Below are 15,733 nucleotides of genomic sequence, written 5' to 3' on the forward strand. Positions count from 1 at the left end.
TCTGAGGAAGGGTATGACATCAGACAATAAAACAGAGCAGCTTAATAAATTAGTACACGATGCAAGAGGGCCGCTAAATCGTATTTCGATGAATGCCGAGCTTATTAAATTGGTACTTGAAAACGATATGCCAAAAGAAAAAGCGTTAGATGCACTTGATAAAATTATCAATAATTGCCAACAGTGCAGCGAAAGTTTACAAAAAATATCAGACTCTCAATAAATACAGTGTTTTTTAAACACTAACTCGGGAAGCTAATGAACAAGCAAAAACATCAAAGCAAAGCGAATATTACTTGGGCAGCTTTTATAGTTGTTGTGTTGAGTATTATTGTAGGTAACGCATTTTTAGCATTGAACACTATTCAAGGTTTAACACAAACCCAAAAGAGTTTAGACAACACAAGTATGCTGACAACGGCAATTGAGCAATTGCATTTATCTATAGTGCAGGCTGAGTCGGGTCAACGTGGTTATTTATTAACTGAAGAGGCTGATTATTTAACGCCTTACTATGATGCGATTGGGCAAATACAGGCACAAACGGATCATGTTAAATCGCTCCACTCTGAAATTGATGGCCAAGCAGATCGTATTGCTCAGTTACTAGTGCTTGTAGATAGTAAAATTAACGAGCTTAAAAAAACCGTTAACCTTGCACTTGATGATAGAGAAAGACGTGCATTGTATGTGCTAAATACACATAAAGGACGAGATCTTTATAGGCAAATCCGTGAACACGTAAATGAAATACAAGACCGCGAATTACTTTTCAAAGTGAGTCATTTTTCTAAGTTAGCAAAGATAAAAAATGAGGCTAAAATTACGTTTGCTATAACGGCAATAACAAGTGCACTACTTATTATTGGTATGTTTATTATGACGCGCCTTAATTTAAGAAATTCAGCACAGTATCGTTTTGAGCTTGAAAAACAAAACGAAACACTAGCAACGAAAGTGTCTGAACGTACGCAAGAGTTAACGTTGTATTCTGACGAGTTGAGCCGAAGTAACCGAGAGCTTGAAGAGTTTGCTTTTGTGGCGAGCCATGATTTACAAGAACCACTTAGAAAAATTCAAGCCTTTAGCGATCGCCTTGAAACAATGTTTAAAGATGAACTTGGTGAAAAAGGGATTGATTACATTGGCCGTATGAAAAATGCAGCTCAACGTATGTCTAACTTAATAAACGATTTATTAGAGTTTTCGCGTATAGCAACGCGTGGTAAAGACTTTGACGATACAAATTTAAACGAAGTGCTAACTGATATATTAAGTGATTTAGAAATTGCGATAGATGAGTCTAATACACAAGTAGATGTAGAAGACTTACCGGTTATTCAGGCTGATAAAAGCCAAATGCAGCAATTGTTTTTAAATTTGTTGTCGAATGCGGTGAAATTTAGACGCCCAGATGTAAGTCCACATATTAAAATTAGTTACCAGCATGAAAATATATTTAGTGCTGATCATAATACCGAATTAAGTTTTCAAGTTATTACAATAGAAGACAATGGCATTGGTTTTTCACAAGACTACGCCGATAAAATATTTGTACCGTTTCAGCGTTTACATGGCCGCTCAGAGTATAAAGGCACGGGTATTGGCCTTTCTGTATGTAGGCGTATTGTGGAGCGTCATGGCGGAACAATTACAGCCCAAAGTAAAGACGGTGAAGGTGCAACTTTCACCATAAAACTACCTGTGGAAGCTGCGCTTTTCACATTGCAAGGAGAGGCTTAAATGCCCTATACAAAAGTAAAACCGATTACTATTTTAATGGCAGATGATGATGAAGATGATCGTTTGTTAACACAAGATGCCCTTGCCGAAAGCCGTGTTCTTAACGAACTTCACTTTGTTGAAGATGGCGTTGAGTTACTTGAATACTTAGAGCGTAGAGGTAAGTTTGAAGACAAGACAACATCGCCTCGCCCTGGGCTTATATTACTTGATTTAAACATGCCTAGAATGGATGGTCGCGAAGCGCTTGAAGCAATTAAAGCAAACCCTAATTTAAAGGGTATTCCGGTTGTAATTTTAACTACGTCTAAGCAAGAAGAAGACATGGTTAAAGGCTATAACCTAGGCGCTGCATCTTACATTACAAAACCAGTAACGTTTGATGGCCTAGTTGATTTAATGAAAACACTTGGAAAATACTGGGTAGAATTTGTAGAGCTACCAACAACATTTAACGATTAATGGAGATTGTATGTTAGATAAAGTGACTCAGTTGCTGCTTGTAGAAGATGATGAAGATGATTACATACTCACCTGCGACTATCTGGACCAATTGGATTCACACACGTTTAACATTCAATGGATAAGCTCCCCAGAGCAGGCAATTGAAACGCTTAGTAAAAACGAGCATGACATTTGCCTGCTTGATTACCGCTTGGGTGCATCTAATGGTTTAGATGTATTAAAAGAAGCCATTGCTAATGGTTTTAGCGGCCCTATTATTATGCTTACCGGGCAGTCAAACGACGAACTAGATTCGGCGGCACTTGATGCTGGCGCGGTAGATTATTTAATAAAAACAGAAATGAGCTCTAGCCGCTTTGCGCGTGCTATTCGCTATGCTTTGGCGCGTAAAGATGTTGAAGGTGAGCGAGTAGAGCGTTTAAAAGCCGAAGCAGAAAACCGTTCTAAAGACCGATTTTTAGCGCATTTAAGCCACGAATTACGAACTCCTCTATCGTCTATTTTAGGTTATACCGAGCTATTAATGCAGAGCGACTTTAGTCAGCAAGCAGAAAATGAGTTAGGTGTAATTTATCGAAACGGTAAACACTTATTGAGCCTATTAAACGATGTGCTCGACTTATCTAAAATAGCCGCCGATAAACTAGAGCTGACTCTAAGCGAAGTTAACCTTGATAGCATGCTTGCCGATGTATACACGTTAATGCGCGTATCGGTGCTTGATAAGGGGCTTACGCTGCGATTTGAATCACATCAGCCATTGCCTTTAGTTGCACGACTTGATGCAACAAGAGTTCGCCAAATTTTAATAAATTTAATAAATAATGCGGTTAAGTTTACCGATAAAGGCGAAATTGTTGTTAATGCGTGGACGCAGTGGGTTGATGACAGCGAAATGCTGTTTTTTAGTATTAAAGATTCAGGAATGGGTATAGCCCCTGAAAAACAAGAACTGATATTTAAACCGTTTGAGCAAATAGCTGATGTAGAGTCACGTTCTGTAGGTGGTGCAGGTCTTGGCTTAGCAATATGTGCTGAGCTGTTAGCGCGTATGCACGGTGATATTAGTTTGCACTCTGAAGTTGGTAAAGGCTCTACGTTTACTATTTCGGTTTACCCAGGTGATATTAGTGAAGTAGAGCGCCAAGTACTTAACTTTAGCAGTGCGCCGCAACTACAAAGTAAATCGGCTCCATGCAAAGTGCATGGGCGAGTATTAGTAGTTGATGATTTACGTGATTTACGCATGCTAGTTGGTCATATGATCAGTACCTGTGGTGCGCGCGTCGATTATGCCGAACATGGCCAACAAGCGCTTGAAAAAGTGCGTATTGCAGATGCGTATAAAGCGCCTTACGACATTATTTTTATTGATATTCATATGCCTGTAATGGGCGGCAAGGAAGCTACCATAGAGCTTAGAAAAATGGGTTACAAAGGCCCAATAATCGCGCTCACTGCCGCTACTATGAAAGGCATACATGAGGAGCTTGCTGCACTAGGCTTTAACGATGTAATACCAAAACCTGTTGATAGCGCGGCATTATATCAATGTTTGCAAGATTATTTGGTAGCGCCAGAGCATGCACCACAAGCTAAAGATATAAATTGTAGTAAGGGCTTAACCGAGAAAAAGCAGCGCTTTTTACTTGTTGAAGACGATCACGATGCAGCGCAAATTACGCAGCTACTTTTAGAAAGTCTAGGCGTTGAAACCGTCATTGCGTCTAGCTGCGCACAATGTTTGCAAATACTTAATCACGACCAGCAATTTAATAAGGTATTGTTAGACATGCATTTACCCGATGGGCGTGGCATTGATTTAGGCCAGCAAGTTAATGAGCGATATCCAGAGCTACGTTTAGTAATTGTAAGTGGGGCAGAGCCAGATCCTAAAGAAATAAAAGATTTAAATATTGATCGAGTTTTACTTAAACCTATTAATTTGAGCTTGCTTGAAACGCTTATTAGTTAGGGCCTGTTTATCTTTCGAGGTTAAATTTGCAGCAGTCTGTTTGGTATTTAGGCAAGGCAGAGCCTATACAGTGTGGTCTATTCCCCATAAATAGGCGATAACGTAGCATTAATGCCAAACAGGCGCTGCCAAAGGGTTCTTCCTAGGGGCTATTTACTCTTTGTTGCCTACATGGATTTAGGTAAGGGGCGTGAGCAGGACGCGGAAGCTTTGCTCGGTTTTTACTTATTCTTACATGGATGTAAGTCAGTAGAATAACGCAGGAGCAGTTATCGAGCCAACTAGGTTACAAACCTCGCGCCGCGATTAAATAGCCCCTAGATTGAACAAACTTTAATCCTGAAAGGTCAACAGGTCCAATAACTGAGACATTATTTATATGCATTCAATAAAGTTAGTATCTGAAGAATTAACACCATCAAAAGTAGTGTGTGTTGGTCGTAACTATACCGCACACATTGCAGAGCTAAATAATGAAACACCAGATCAAATGGTGCTATTTAATAAGCCAAACAGTGCAATTACAAATACATTATATGCAACTCATAACGGTGATACGCTACATTATGAAACCGAGTTATGTTTTGTCGTTAAAAATAAAAAATTTGTAGGTGTTGGACTCGGCCTTGATTTAACTAAGCGTACTGTGCAAAGTAAATTAAAAAATAAAGGGCTTCCATGGGAGCGCGCTAAAGCGTTCGACGGCTCTGTAATTTTAACTGATTTTGTAGCGCTAACTGATGCAATGAAGCACTTTACCTTTGAACTTAAAATTAATAATAAAGTAGTTCAGCAAGGCGATACTCATTTTATGCTGCATAATCCGGACTCAATTTTACAAGAAATTAGTGAATTTATGAGCTTAGAAGATGGTGATGTAGTAATGACAGGCACACCGTCGGGCGTAGGCGAGGTAACAGCTAAAAGTATTTTTGCTGTGGCACTTTATGCTAATGATCAGTGCTTGCTTGAGCATCAGTGGCAAGTAAGTAAAAATTAATAACTTGCTGTTGGTAGTGTTGATCAAAGTCGGCAAAGGTAGTTTTAAGCCAATTATGCTGACTTTGTTGATACTCAGGCGATTGTAGTACATTGTTTTTTAGTGCGCGGTTAATTTTTTTAAGCGCTTGCTGTGCAAAATTATTAGGTGCGTTAGCCGCACAACCTATTGCTCCTCGTATAAATTGAATGTCATTTTCTGCAATTGGTACACTCTCTATATTCGTATATTCTCCTTGTTTATTAAAGTAATCGGCCATAAACGGGTAATCAATTGAGTAGTCTAAAAAGCCGTGACTCAAGCGTGCTATAACAGCCTGACTTTCATTTTCGCTACTCCAACTTAACGACGACTCTTTATCTCGTTTTGTATTTTCAATAATTGTATTAATTTTAGTTGTAAATTTACGTGCAGCAGCTTGCCCGTATACGTATTGCGGGTCGGTTAATAAATTAATAAGGTGAATAGGCGAGCCGTGCTTTTCTTCTAATTTGGGCTTTAGCTCTTTAGTCGTGATAATTGAAAATGGGGGATATACCGTTGTTGGATTTGAGTAGTTAAGTAGTTGGTTATTATGTTTTTTATAAATAACACACGGGAAGCATACGTTTTTTCCTTCACTTAAATATTTATTTATACGCTGCTGAGGGACAATTAAGCGGGTATGTTTTACATCTGTTATGGTTCTAATGAGTTGCTCGGTTAGGTTGTCGCAAATACCGCCTTGTGGTGCACTTTCGCTTTTAGCTATATGAAAAGGGGGCGTGTAACTTTGCAGCCAAATAATTTCTTCTAGAGGCTGTAATTTTTGTTCAACAGCATGCGCGTTAAATACAATTAATAGACAAAATGCATAGTATCCGTTTTTCAGCATTGATAAGTGTTCGTTGAATTAAGAAAACTTAATTAAAGTATAGTGTTGGTTGTAGTAGGGTCAAATATTTTAGTTAAAAGCAGCCTTGTTCAAGGCTGCTTTTAACTGGTATATGCTTAGTAAGGCATAGGATAGTTTTTAAATATAGTGTTAATCTCACTAAGAATTTCGTCGTTTAACGTGATGTTAAATGCATCAATATCTTCTTTTAATTGGGCTATGCTTGTTGCACCAATAATTGAAGAGGTTACGCCATCTACTTGGTTACACCATGCGAGTGCTAGTTGTGCTGGAGTAATATTGTTTGCATGAGCCAGCTCAACATACTGCTTAGTGGCTTGCTCTGCATTGGGTGTATCTCTAAAAATACCGTTGCGCTGCATGAAGGTCCAACGAGATCCTTCAGGACGAGCACCGTTTAGGTATTTACCCGTTAATAAACCGGCTGCTAAGGGCGACCACGGTAAGTAGGCAATATCTTCGTGTACACATTGTTCTATTAAATACGGCCAGTCTTTAGCGTGCGCTAAGCTAAACTCATTTTGAATAGATACCATACGCGGTAAGTTATGCTCTTTGGCCAAACTTAAAAACTGGCTTATACCCCATGGCGTATCGTCAGATAAACCGCAGTGCTTAATTTTACCTGCTTTAACACATTCATTAAGGCCCTCTAGAATATCAAGCATACTAGCTTGCTGCTCTTGTGTATTTACGTCGGTAAATTTAAGAGTGCCGGGCCATTGTCTGCCAAAGTGCGGGGTAGAGCGGTTTGGCCAATGCAGCTGATATAAATCAATGTAGTCGGTTTTAAGGCGCTTAAGTGAATCGTCTACGGCTTCTATTACCGTTTGGCGCGTAATATTGCCACCATCACGTACCCACGATAATCCATTGCCTGCAATTTTTGTAGCAAGTACCACATCGCTGCGCTTTTGCTGATTACGCGATAGCCAATCGCCAATAATTTCCTCAGTTTTACCATAGGTCTCTGGAGAGGGCGGTACTGCATACATTTCGGCTGTATCAATAAAGTTTACGCCTTGCTCTAGCGCATAGGCTATTTGTTCATCAGCATCGCTTTGAGTATTTTGTTTACCCCAAGTCATACTGCCTAAACATACTCTTGAAACGTTAATACCACTGCTGCCAAGTGGGCTGTATTGCATGAGAATTCCTTATTGCTCGTCTTGAGAGTAGCTAACTAACGCCGATAAAAGAGGCTCTGCAATGAGGGCTTTTTGGCCTGTTTCAAAATCAAACATAACCACTTTTGAAGTGCCTGTGGTTGTTATAGCGTTTTGTGCGTGACTAAATACGGTGTAATTCATAACAAACCGGTCTGTTTTTATATCAGAAATAGTAACACCGACTGTAAGCGTATCTGGGAATGTAACTGGGCGTTTATAACGAATGTTATTTTCGCTTATTACCGGGCCCACGCCATTAGGGCTTATTGTATCGAACAGATTTATTTTATTTAAGAAGTCGATTCGGGCTATTTCAAAGTAACGTAAATACACTACATTATTTACGTGTTGTAGTGCATCCATATCAGCCCACGCTACGGTGATGTCGGTATGGATAGGGTGCTGATCTTTAAACGTTTGCATTATTTATTGGCCCTTAATTTTAAAGTGCTTAGATTATCAACATGGGGTTACGAGCTCAAGGTAATTAATGGCATGTTTTTTTATAAGATGATTGTACCTATTTAATTTTAGGTCTACAGTTAAATTACACAGACAAACACAAAAACACACAGAGGTAGAAATATGCAGAACATAATTAATTGGTCCTTAGCTTGTTTGGTTTTTATAGCCTCTTTTACCTGTTACGCAATGGGTAACGAATCAGGCGCTATTATTTTGATGTTAGCAGGGTTTTTTTTCGAGGTTATGTTTTGGTTGCGCGGTTATAAAGAGCAAGAAGGTAATAAGCGCTTTTTTTAATCGCTAACTAGGGCCTGTTGACCTTTCAGGATTAAAATTTGTTCAATCTAGGGGCTATTTAATCGCGGCGCGAGGTTTGTGACCTAGTGGGCTCGATAACTGCTCCTGCGTTATTCTACTGACTTACATCCATGTAAGAATAAGTAAAAACCGAGCAACAAAGAGTAAATTGCCCCTAGGCAGAACCCTTCGGGCAGCGTATGTTTGGCATTTGTGCTACGTTATCGCCTATTTATGGGGAATAACCACACTACATAGGCTCTGCCTTGCCTAAATACCAAACATACTGCTGCAAATTTAACCTCGAAAGATAAACAGGCCCTAGGCTTGCTTATCACATTTGATTCTATAATAATGACTGTATAAATAACCAGTTGTTGTTGTGGTGATGAAGAAGTTTATTCACATAGACATGGATTGCTTTTATGCAGCAGTAGAAATGCGAGATAATCCAAAACTTGCATGTGTACCGCTTGCTATTGGAGGCAATAGCCGACGAGGCGTGCTCTCAACCGCTAACTATATAGCGAGAGAATATGGCGTGCGATCGGCTATGTCGAACTATCATGCTAAACAATTATGCCCCGATTTAGTTATTGTTCCTGGGCGCATGGCTGTATACAAAGAAGCTTCAAATCAAATACGTGAAGTATTTAGCCGCTACACAGATTTAGTTGAACCTCTTTCTTTAGACGAAGCCTACCTAGATGTAACAGACAGCACCGCTTGTAAAGGCAGTGCCACACTTATTGCACAGCAAATAAGAGCCGATATTTACAATGCCACAGGGCTCACTGCATCAGCTGGTATTGCACCGATTAAATTTATTGCCAAAATAGCCAGCGACGAAAAAAAACCGAATGGTCAATTTGTCGTTTTGCCTCATGAGGTCGATGACTTTTTAGCGCAATTACCGCTGGGGAAAATTCCGGGGGTGGGTAAAGTAACGCTCGAAAAGCTAAATTTAAAAGGCTTATATACCGGCAAGGATGTACGTGAAAAAGGCGTTAACTGGATGCAGCAACATGTGGGTAATTTTGGTGTGTCGCTTTATCAAAAATGTGCAGGTGAATATGTTGGTAAAGTATCAACAGATCGCATCAGAAAGTCGCTGAGTGTTGAGCATACCTACGAATACAATAAAACAAGTTTGCAAGAGTGCTTAGATGAGCTGCCAAAATTGTTAGACGAATTAGTTTTAAGACTTAATAAACAGCAATTACAAAACCGTATTAATAAGCTGAGTGTTAAAGTGAAGTTTGCAAATTTTGTAGTGACCTCAGCCGATCAGGCATACCACGAGCTAAACACAGAAATATTTATTCAACTCCTTACTAAGGCCTATCAACGAGGGCTACAACAACCTGTAAGATTACTTGGCATAGGCGTTGGCATTAAAAGCGAGCCAGAACAAAACTTCCAACTGAGTATTCTCGATTAAGCTGTAAAGCCTGTAACCCCAAGTTGCCATTTATTGGCAAGTTGTATAATTAGCTCATCGCACCTTGCTGGTCTTCAATATTTAAATCGACGATAATAGGGGCTTATGTTTTCTAACAGGACTTTATTTATGGCATACCCTCAAGCGGTTAGTGCAAGCCTTGAATGCACATCTCATGATGCGCTTATTATTATTAGTGATGACTTTTCTCTATTACCAAATAACTCATTACGTGATGCTATTTTAGACCAAGCAAAAGTTGATTCTCGTATTGGTAAACAAGTTACTTTATTAGTGATTGAAAACAAACGCGTTGTACTTGCGCCAACGGGTCCGTTAAATAGAGATTACGACGATGTTCGCCGTTATTTTGATGCTGCTAAATTAGCAATTAACGAAGCAAAAGCGTCGGGTAGTGTTAATCCTGCATTATTTTTACCAAATTTAAATGGCGATAGCCGTTATCAGCATGCTTTAGAAGTTGCTTATTTAGGCGCTTGCCAAGCCTTATGGCAGCCATTAGAAGCGCGTGAATATCACGGTGAAAGTATTGAACCTATTACTCAAATTGGTTTAGTTGGCGCAAGCGAGCAAACAATCAAAGCTGTTAATGCAATTGCTGCAGGCCAATATGCCGCGCGTGACTTGTGTGGCACCGAACCTGAGCGTATGGCTCCACCACGTTTTGCTGATTACTGCGTTGATTTATTTAAAGGCTCAAGCATTGCAGTTGACGTAATTGATGATATTGCAGCTATTGATAAAAACTACCCAATGCTAAGCACTGTTGCTCGTGCATCGTATGCAGTTGAGCGCCATCACCCACGTGTTGTTAAGCTTGAATATGTACCAGAGGGCGAAATTACTCGTACACTTATGTTTGTAGGTAAGGGTCTTGTATACGATACAGGGGGTGCAGATTTAAAAGTAGGTGGCCATATGGCAGGCATGAGTCGCGATAAAGGTGGCGCAGCTTCTGTTGCGGGCTTTATGAAAGCCGTTGCGGATTATCAGCCTAAAGGCGTTAAAGTAGTATCGTACTTGGCTGTTGTTCGTAACTCTATTGGCTCGGATTGTTTTGTGCCAGATGAAATTATTACTAGCCGCGAAGGTATCCGTGTACGCATTGGTAATACCGATGCAGAAGGGCGCTTAGCAATGGGCGACCTGCTTAGCGAAATGAAAGATTTAGCTAAAGGCGAAATAAACCCAACGTTGTTTACTGTTGCTACATTAACGGGTCACGCGGCACGTGCAATGGGTCCTTACGGTGCGTATGTTGAAAACGGTCCAGCTCGTAGCGCTGGTGTTTCACGTCAAATAGCTGACCTTGGAGATTTGTGGGCCGATGGCGCAGAAGTATCGCGCTCTCGCCGTGAAGATTACGACTTTATTAAACCACGCACGCTAGCAGACGATGTACTCTCTAGTAATAATGCGGCATCTGCAGTTACTGCTCGTGGACATCAGTTCCCTATGGCGTTTATGGCTATTGTTGGTGGGCTTGATAAACACGGTAACGACTCTGCACAACCTTTGCCTTATGTGCATATGGACATTGCAGGAAGCGGTGTTGAAGGCGGTGATTGGCAGCATGGCAAGCCAACGGCTGCATCAGTAACGAGCTTGTTTGCACGTTACTGTTTGTAAGCTAAAAACTTATATGCAATAAAAAAGCCCTGTTAATTAAGGGCTTTTGCATTTTATGATAATTATATGGGTTAGGGTTAATCTAATTTAAAACGATTAACTACGCTTGAAAGCTCTTGGCTACTTTGTTTAAGATTATCACTGGCATCGGTAAGCTGTTTAGTATTATTTAATGATTGCTCAGTTGATTGAGATAGCTCATTAATACGCAAATTAACCTCGTCGGCAGCTTGAGTTTGTTGCTCTGTGGCGCGAGCTATTTGGCTGTTCATTTCGGTAATAATTGAAACAAGTCGTTCTATTTCATTAAGTGAAGTATTGGCAGATGACGCCTGATCTACGGTAGAAACTGAAAGTGCTTGGCTTGATTTAACTGCTTCTACTGCTGCTTTTGCACCTTCTTGAAGTTTAGTGATCATGGTTTGAATTTCGTCGGTACTTTGCCCTGTACGACTGGCCAGTGTTCTTACTTCATCTGCAACAACAGCAAATCCTCGGCCATGCTCTCCTGCGCGAGCAGCCTCAATGGCAGCGTTTAATGCCAGTAAGTTTGTTTGCTCCGATATACTTCTTATTACATCAAGTACAGAGCCTATATTATGGCTCTCGTTGGCTAAATCTTCTGTTACACGGCTGACTGTTTCTATGTTGCTTGAGAGTGTTTCTATTGCTGTAATTGTTTGCGCAACCACATTTTTACCCGTTGATGCGTTTTGTGCTGCATCTTTAGCTGCTTGCTCTGCGGCTTCGGCGTTACGGCTTACATCATGTATTTGGTGAGTCATTTGCTCCATGGCAGCTGCAACTTGGGTTGAGCTATCGTTTTGAAGCTCAATAAACGAGTGGCTTGTTCTACTTGAATCATCAACTGTATGCGCATGCTCGCTTACATCGTTTGCACTTTGTGATACATGAACAAGAGACTCTCGCATTTTTAAAACAAATAAATTAAATGAGTGTGATAGTTCAGATATTTCATCGTTACCGGATTCATTTAATGTACGAGTTAAATCGCCTTCACCTTGTGAAATATCTTTCATCATATCGGCTGCTAAACGAGTAGGTATTAAAATGCTCTTGCCTATAAAGTAACTAAGTAAAATAACAGCAATAATCATAATTATTGCACTGACGACTATTAGATTACGTTGCTCGCTAAATGCTTCGTCAATTGAATCAAGATAAACACCTGAGCCAATAATCCATTGCCACTGATTAAAACCTTTAACGAATGCGATTTTTTCAACAGGTTTATCTTTACCTGGTTTTGGCCATTTATAAGGGATAAAACCCTCGCCATCTTTCTTCACTATATTTACCATATCAACAAATAATGTTTTGCCGTCAGGGTCTTTGTTATTGGTTAAGTCTTTTCCTTCAAGCGCAGGTTTTATAGGATGCATAACCATTGTTGGCTGGTAATTGTTAATCCAAAAGTAATTGGTTTTGTCGTAGCGCAGTGCTCTTATTGCATCAAGTGCTTGTGATTGAGCTTGTTGTTGAGTGAGAGTGTTATTTTGTTCAAGCGCATGATAATGCTCGATTATACTGTACGCAGTTTCTACTACATTTTGTGTTTTTATGTATTGCTCGTCTTTTAGCGAACTATATTGATGAGTTAGGCTCGATATACTAAGTACTATTAGTCCAAATACAACTATGGCTATTAACAGTGAAAAACGCTGGGATATACTAAAACTTCGTAGATTAGGCATACATTTATCCTCAAAAAGTGTGCGCTTTAGCGCATAGAATAAGCGTAGCTAAAAAAAGAGTTTAATCTAGGCTTAACGCCTATTAATGCAAAAAAAAGGCTGATTTATCAATCAGCCTTTAGTCTGTTATTACTTTACTTGCTTATTTAACGTCAAAATGGCGATTAAAGAAGTTTGTAATTGTTTGATGTAAGTGTGTTTGCACTTGTTTACCACGTAGGCTGTGCTTAGAGCCTGGGTAGGTCATCATTTCAAACTGTTTTTCGTTATCTTGTAGTTGTTTAAACAATTTAGTTGAATGCGTAAATAATACGTTGTCGTCAGCCATTCCATGATAAATCATTAATGGGCCTTTTAAGCCATCTGCATATGGAAATACTGCGCTGTCCTCATAACCTTTAGCATTTGTATCAGGATGACCTAAATAACGTTCTGTGTAATGCGTATCGTATAGAGCCCAATCGGTTACAGGAGCACCCGATACGCCGGCTTGAAAGTAATCGCCTGCTTTAAACATAGTCATAAGCGCCATGTAGCCGCCGTAGCTGTGGCCATAAACACCGATGCGTTGTGGATCTACGTAATCAAGCGTACGTAAAAACTCTACGCCTTTAATTTGATCGGCAACTTCAACCACGCCTAGGTTTTTATAAATAGCATCTTCAAACTTTTTACCACGGTTGTACGAACCACGGTTATCTAGTTGAAAAATTACGTAACCTTGTTGTGCCATGTACTGAAAGTACAAGTTTTTACTGCGCCAGCTATTCGTTACTCGCTGAGCATGCGGGCCGCCGTACACATTAACAATAACAGGATGCTTTTTGCCATCGGTTACGTTACTTGGCTTAAATAAACGGTAATGCATAACTTGACCATCTTCGGCTTTAATTGTGCCGTATTCTGGTTTTGTTAAATCGCTTAAATAAGGGGTAAGCGGATGGTTACTATCAAGCTTATTTTCTTCAAGCCATGTAATAAATTCGCCGTTTATTTTGCGAAGCGCTGCTGAATTTGGTGTGTTATCAGATGAGCTATTATCGATAAAGGTTTTGCTGTCTTTTGCTAGCACAACATTATGGTACTGACCTTTTTCGGTGATACGTTTGGCATCGCCTTTTTTAAATAAAGGCGCACTGTATAAATGGCTCTCAAGAGGAGTGTCTTTACGACCAGCAAAGTAAACAATGCCTTTTTTCTCATCAATGCCTTTTAAGCTATCAACAGCCCAATCGCCAGAAGTAATTTGGCGAACAAGTTGACCGTTTGTGCGATACAGATATAAGTGTTTAAAACCGTCGCGCTCAGATGCCCATACAAAGTGCTTTTTGTCTTTTAAAAACTCAAGATCAAAATGTAGGTTAATCCATGTATCGCTGTTTTCGGTTAGTGCTACTTTTTGTGCTTTAGTTTCGCTGTTATAAAAACGCAGCTCTAATTTATGTTGCGAGCGATTTTGCCATTGGTACGACAATGTATTGCCGTCTTTCAGCCATTTAGCACGCGCTATATAAATGTCTTCATCTTTACCTAAATCAATCCAATTTACTTTTTGATCGTTAAGTTTAACAACACCCAGTTGAATTTTAACGTTGTCGGTACCTGTAAACGGGTAGCGTTGGTTAAATAACTTAACTTCATCAGCGTAAATTTCGTTACGGATAGCTTCTTTTACTGGTGTTTCGTCAACACGGGTATAGGCAATTTTAGTTTCATCCCCTGACCACCAATAACCCGTCATGCGGCTCATTTCTTCTTGAGCAACAAACTCGGCCATACCGTTTTTAATTACGCCACCGCCATCTTTACTAAGCTGAATCTCTTTACCTGAATCAAGCTCTAAAGCATAAAGATTTTGCTCTCGAATAAATGATACGTAGTTACCTTTAGGTGAAAAGCGTGCGTCGGTTTCAAATGTTTCAGTGTCGGTTAGTTTTTTACTTTTAGCAGAGGCTAAATCGTAATAGTAAAGGTCGCCGTTAAGTGGGAATAAAAGTGCCTTACCGTCTTTAGACCATTTGTATTCTAATATGCCTTTACCAAAAATACGTTGGCGTTCGCGGCGTGCTTTTTCTTCATCAGATAGGTTTTCTGGGCCTGAAAATAACTTTGCCGAATCAACTAGCACACGGTTGGTGTTATCTTTTAGATTGTATTCCCATAAATCGTAGCGGTTGTAGTCATCGCTTTTGCCTTGTAAATAAGTTACACGGCTGCCGTCAGGCGAAAATTTAAGTTGTACAGGTGATTTACCTGAAAGGCTCGGATCGTCAAAAATACGCTCCAACGATAAAGGTTTTGCTTGAACACTAATAGCGCCAACCATTAATGGGAGGGCTAGTGAGAGGTGTTTTATTTTTTTTAGCACAAGGTTGCCTTAGCTTATTATAAATATTGCTTTGATGGTAAAGCCAAGCGTGTGCAACTGCAACTAAATGCTATAAAGTGGCGATTATTAAAGACAAAGTAGGAAATAACAATGACTAACCCTGAATTTAAACTAGCGCCAGAACTTAAACGTGACTGTATAGAGCTTGCCGATTGGCCACTGTGTAAAGTACTTTTATTGAACGACAGCCAATATCCGTGGTTTGTATTAGTGCCTAGGCAGGCTAACTTAAAAGAGATAATTGATTTATCTGAGGATGATCAAATTGTGTATTTAAAAGAGTCAGCCAAGCTAAGTAAATTATTAATGGATGTGTTTAGCCCTGATAAGTTAAACATAGCGGCTTTGGGTAATATGGTGCCGCAATTACATATTCACCATATTGCACGCTTTACTACTGATGCTGCATGGCCTGCGCCAATTTGGGGTAAGTATCCAGTTGTGCCGTATACAGATGTACAAATTACAGAGTTAAAAAAAGCGCTGCAGTTTTAAGCTGCAACGCTTTTTTAGGGTTTAGCTAAGTTTA

13 protein-coding genes are annotated in these 15,733 nt (G+C 39.8%); 8 read left to right on the top strand and 5 right to left on the bottom strand.

Translation table 11 applies throughout. The features are described from left to right. Positions 1-13 precede the first annotated feature (13 nt). The 5 genes from I6F54_RS04310 (at position 14) to I6F54_RS04330 (ending at position 5,183) form a co-directional block, all read left to right on the top strand. On the top strand, positions 14-223 hold the full coding sequence (locus tag I6F54_RS04310; protein WP_166420498.1) for a histidine kinase dimerization/phospho-acceptor domain-containing protein: 210 nt from the start codon (positions 14-16) through the stop codon (positions 221-223). Positions 224-258: 35 nt separating this feature from the next. Then, positions 259-1,743 (top strand): sensor histidine kinase, encoded by a 1,485-nt coding sequence (locus tag I6F54_RS04315; protein WP_165739604.1) that lies wholly within the window; start codon positions 259-261, stop codon positions 1,741-1,743. Beyond that, entirely contained in the window at positions 1,744-2,205 is a 462-nt protein-coding gene (locus I6F54_RS04320; protein WP_197139911.1) for a response regulator, read from the top strand. A 10-nt stretch (positions 2,206-2,215) separates the two neighbouring features. After that, positions 2,216-4,183, top strand: a complete 1,968-nt coding sequence (locus I6F54_RS04325; RefSeq protein ID WP_197139913.1) for an ATP-binding response regulator — start codon at positions 2,216-2,218, stop codon at positions 4,181-4,183. Positions 4,184-4,562: 379 nt separating this feature from the next. Then, entirely contained in the window at positions 4,563-5,183 is a 621-nt protein-coding gene (locus I6F54_RS04330) for a fumarylacetoacetate hydrolase family protein (protein ID WP_197139915.1), read from the top strand. On the opposite strand, the gene I6F54_RS04335 is transcribed toward I6F54_RS04330, so the two are convergent. The 3 genes from I6F54_RS04335 to I6F54_RS04345 form a co-directional block, all read right to left on the bottom strand. Beyond that, entirely contained in the window at positions 5,134-6,057 is a 924-nt protein-coding gene (locus I6F54_RS04335) for an ABC transporter substrate-binding protein (protein WP_197139917.1), read from the bottom strand. The genes I6F54_RS04330 and I6F54_RS04335 overlap by 50 nt on opposite strands. A 116-nt stretch (positions 6,058-6,173) precedes the next feature. After that, a complete protein-coding gene (locus I6F54_RS04340; RefSeq protein ID WP_197101184.1) occupies positions 6,174-7,226 on the bottom strand; it encodes an aldo/keto reductase in 1,053 nt (350 codons plus the stop codon). Positions 7,227-7,235: 9 nt separating this feature from the next. After that, the gene (locus I6F54_RS04345; protein ID WP_010553137.1) at positions 7,236-7,670 is read right to left on the bottom strand and encodes an acyl-CoA thioesterase; all 435 of its coding nucleotides are present in this window, start codon (positions 7,668-7,670) and stop codon (positions 7,236-7,238) included. Between the two features lie 727 nt (positions 7,671-8,397). On the opposite strand from I6F54_RS04345, the gene dinB reads away from it, so the two are divergent. After that, complete coding sequence (gene dinB, locus I6F54_RS04350; RefSeq protein WP_024590076.1) at positions 8,398-9,450, top strand: DNA polymerase IV; 1,053 nt, start codon at positions 8,398-8,400, stop codon at positions 9,448-9,450. Between the two features lie 129 nt (positions 9,451-9,579). Further along, on the top strand, positions 9,580-11,100 hold the full coding sequence (locus I6F54_RS04355) for a M17 family metallopeptidase (RefSeq protein ID WP_197112398.1): 1,521 nt from the start codon (positions 9,580-9,582) through the stop codon (positions 11,098-11,100). Positions 11,101-11,177: 77 nt separating this feature from the next. Here the strand turns inward: I6F54_RS04355 and I6F54_RS04360 are convergent, their stop codons facing one another. After that, positions 11,178-12,815 (bottom strand): methyl-accepting chemotaxis protein, encoded by a 1,638-nt coding sequence (locus I6F54_RS04360; RefSeq protein ID WP_165739620.1) that lies wholly within the window; start codon positions 12,813-12,815, stop codon positions 11,178-11,180. Positions 12,816-12,957: 142 nt separating this feature from the next. Continuing rightward, positions 12,958-15,183, bottom strand: coding sequence for a S9 family peptidase (locus I6F54_RS04365; RefSeq protein ID WP_165727617.1), 2,226 nt, complete (start codon positions 15,181-15,183; stop codon positions 12,958-12,960). A gap of 111 nt (positions 15,184-15,294) precedes the next feature. On the opposite strand from I6F54_RS04365, the gene I6F54_RS04370 reads away from it, so the two are divergent. Beyond that, entirely contained in the window at positions 15,295-15,699 is a 405-nt protein-coding gene (locus I6F54_RS04370; RefSeq protein WP_101217522.1) for an HIT domain-containing protein, read from the top strand. The last annotated feature ends 34 nt before the right edge of the window (positions 15,700-15,733 follow it).

This window comes from Pseudoalteromonas sp. SWXJZ10B (genome assembly GCF_015864475.1).
GTDB classification, from domain to species: Bacteria; Pseudomonadota; Gammaproteobacteria; order Enterobacterales; family Alteromonadaceae; genus Pseudoalteromonas; species Pseudoalteromonas arctica.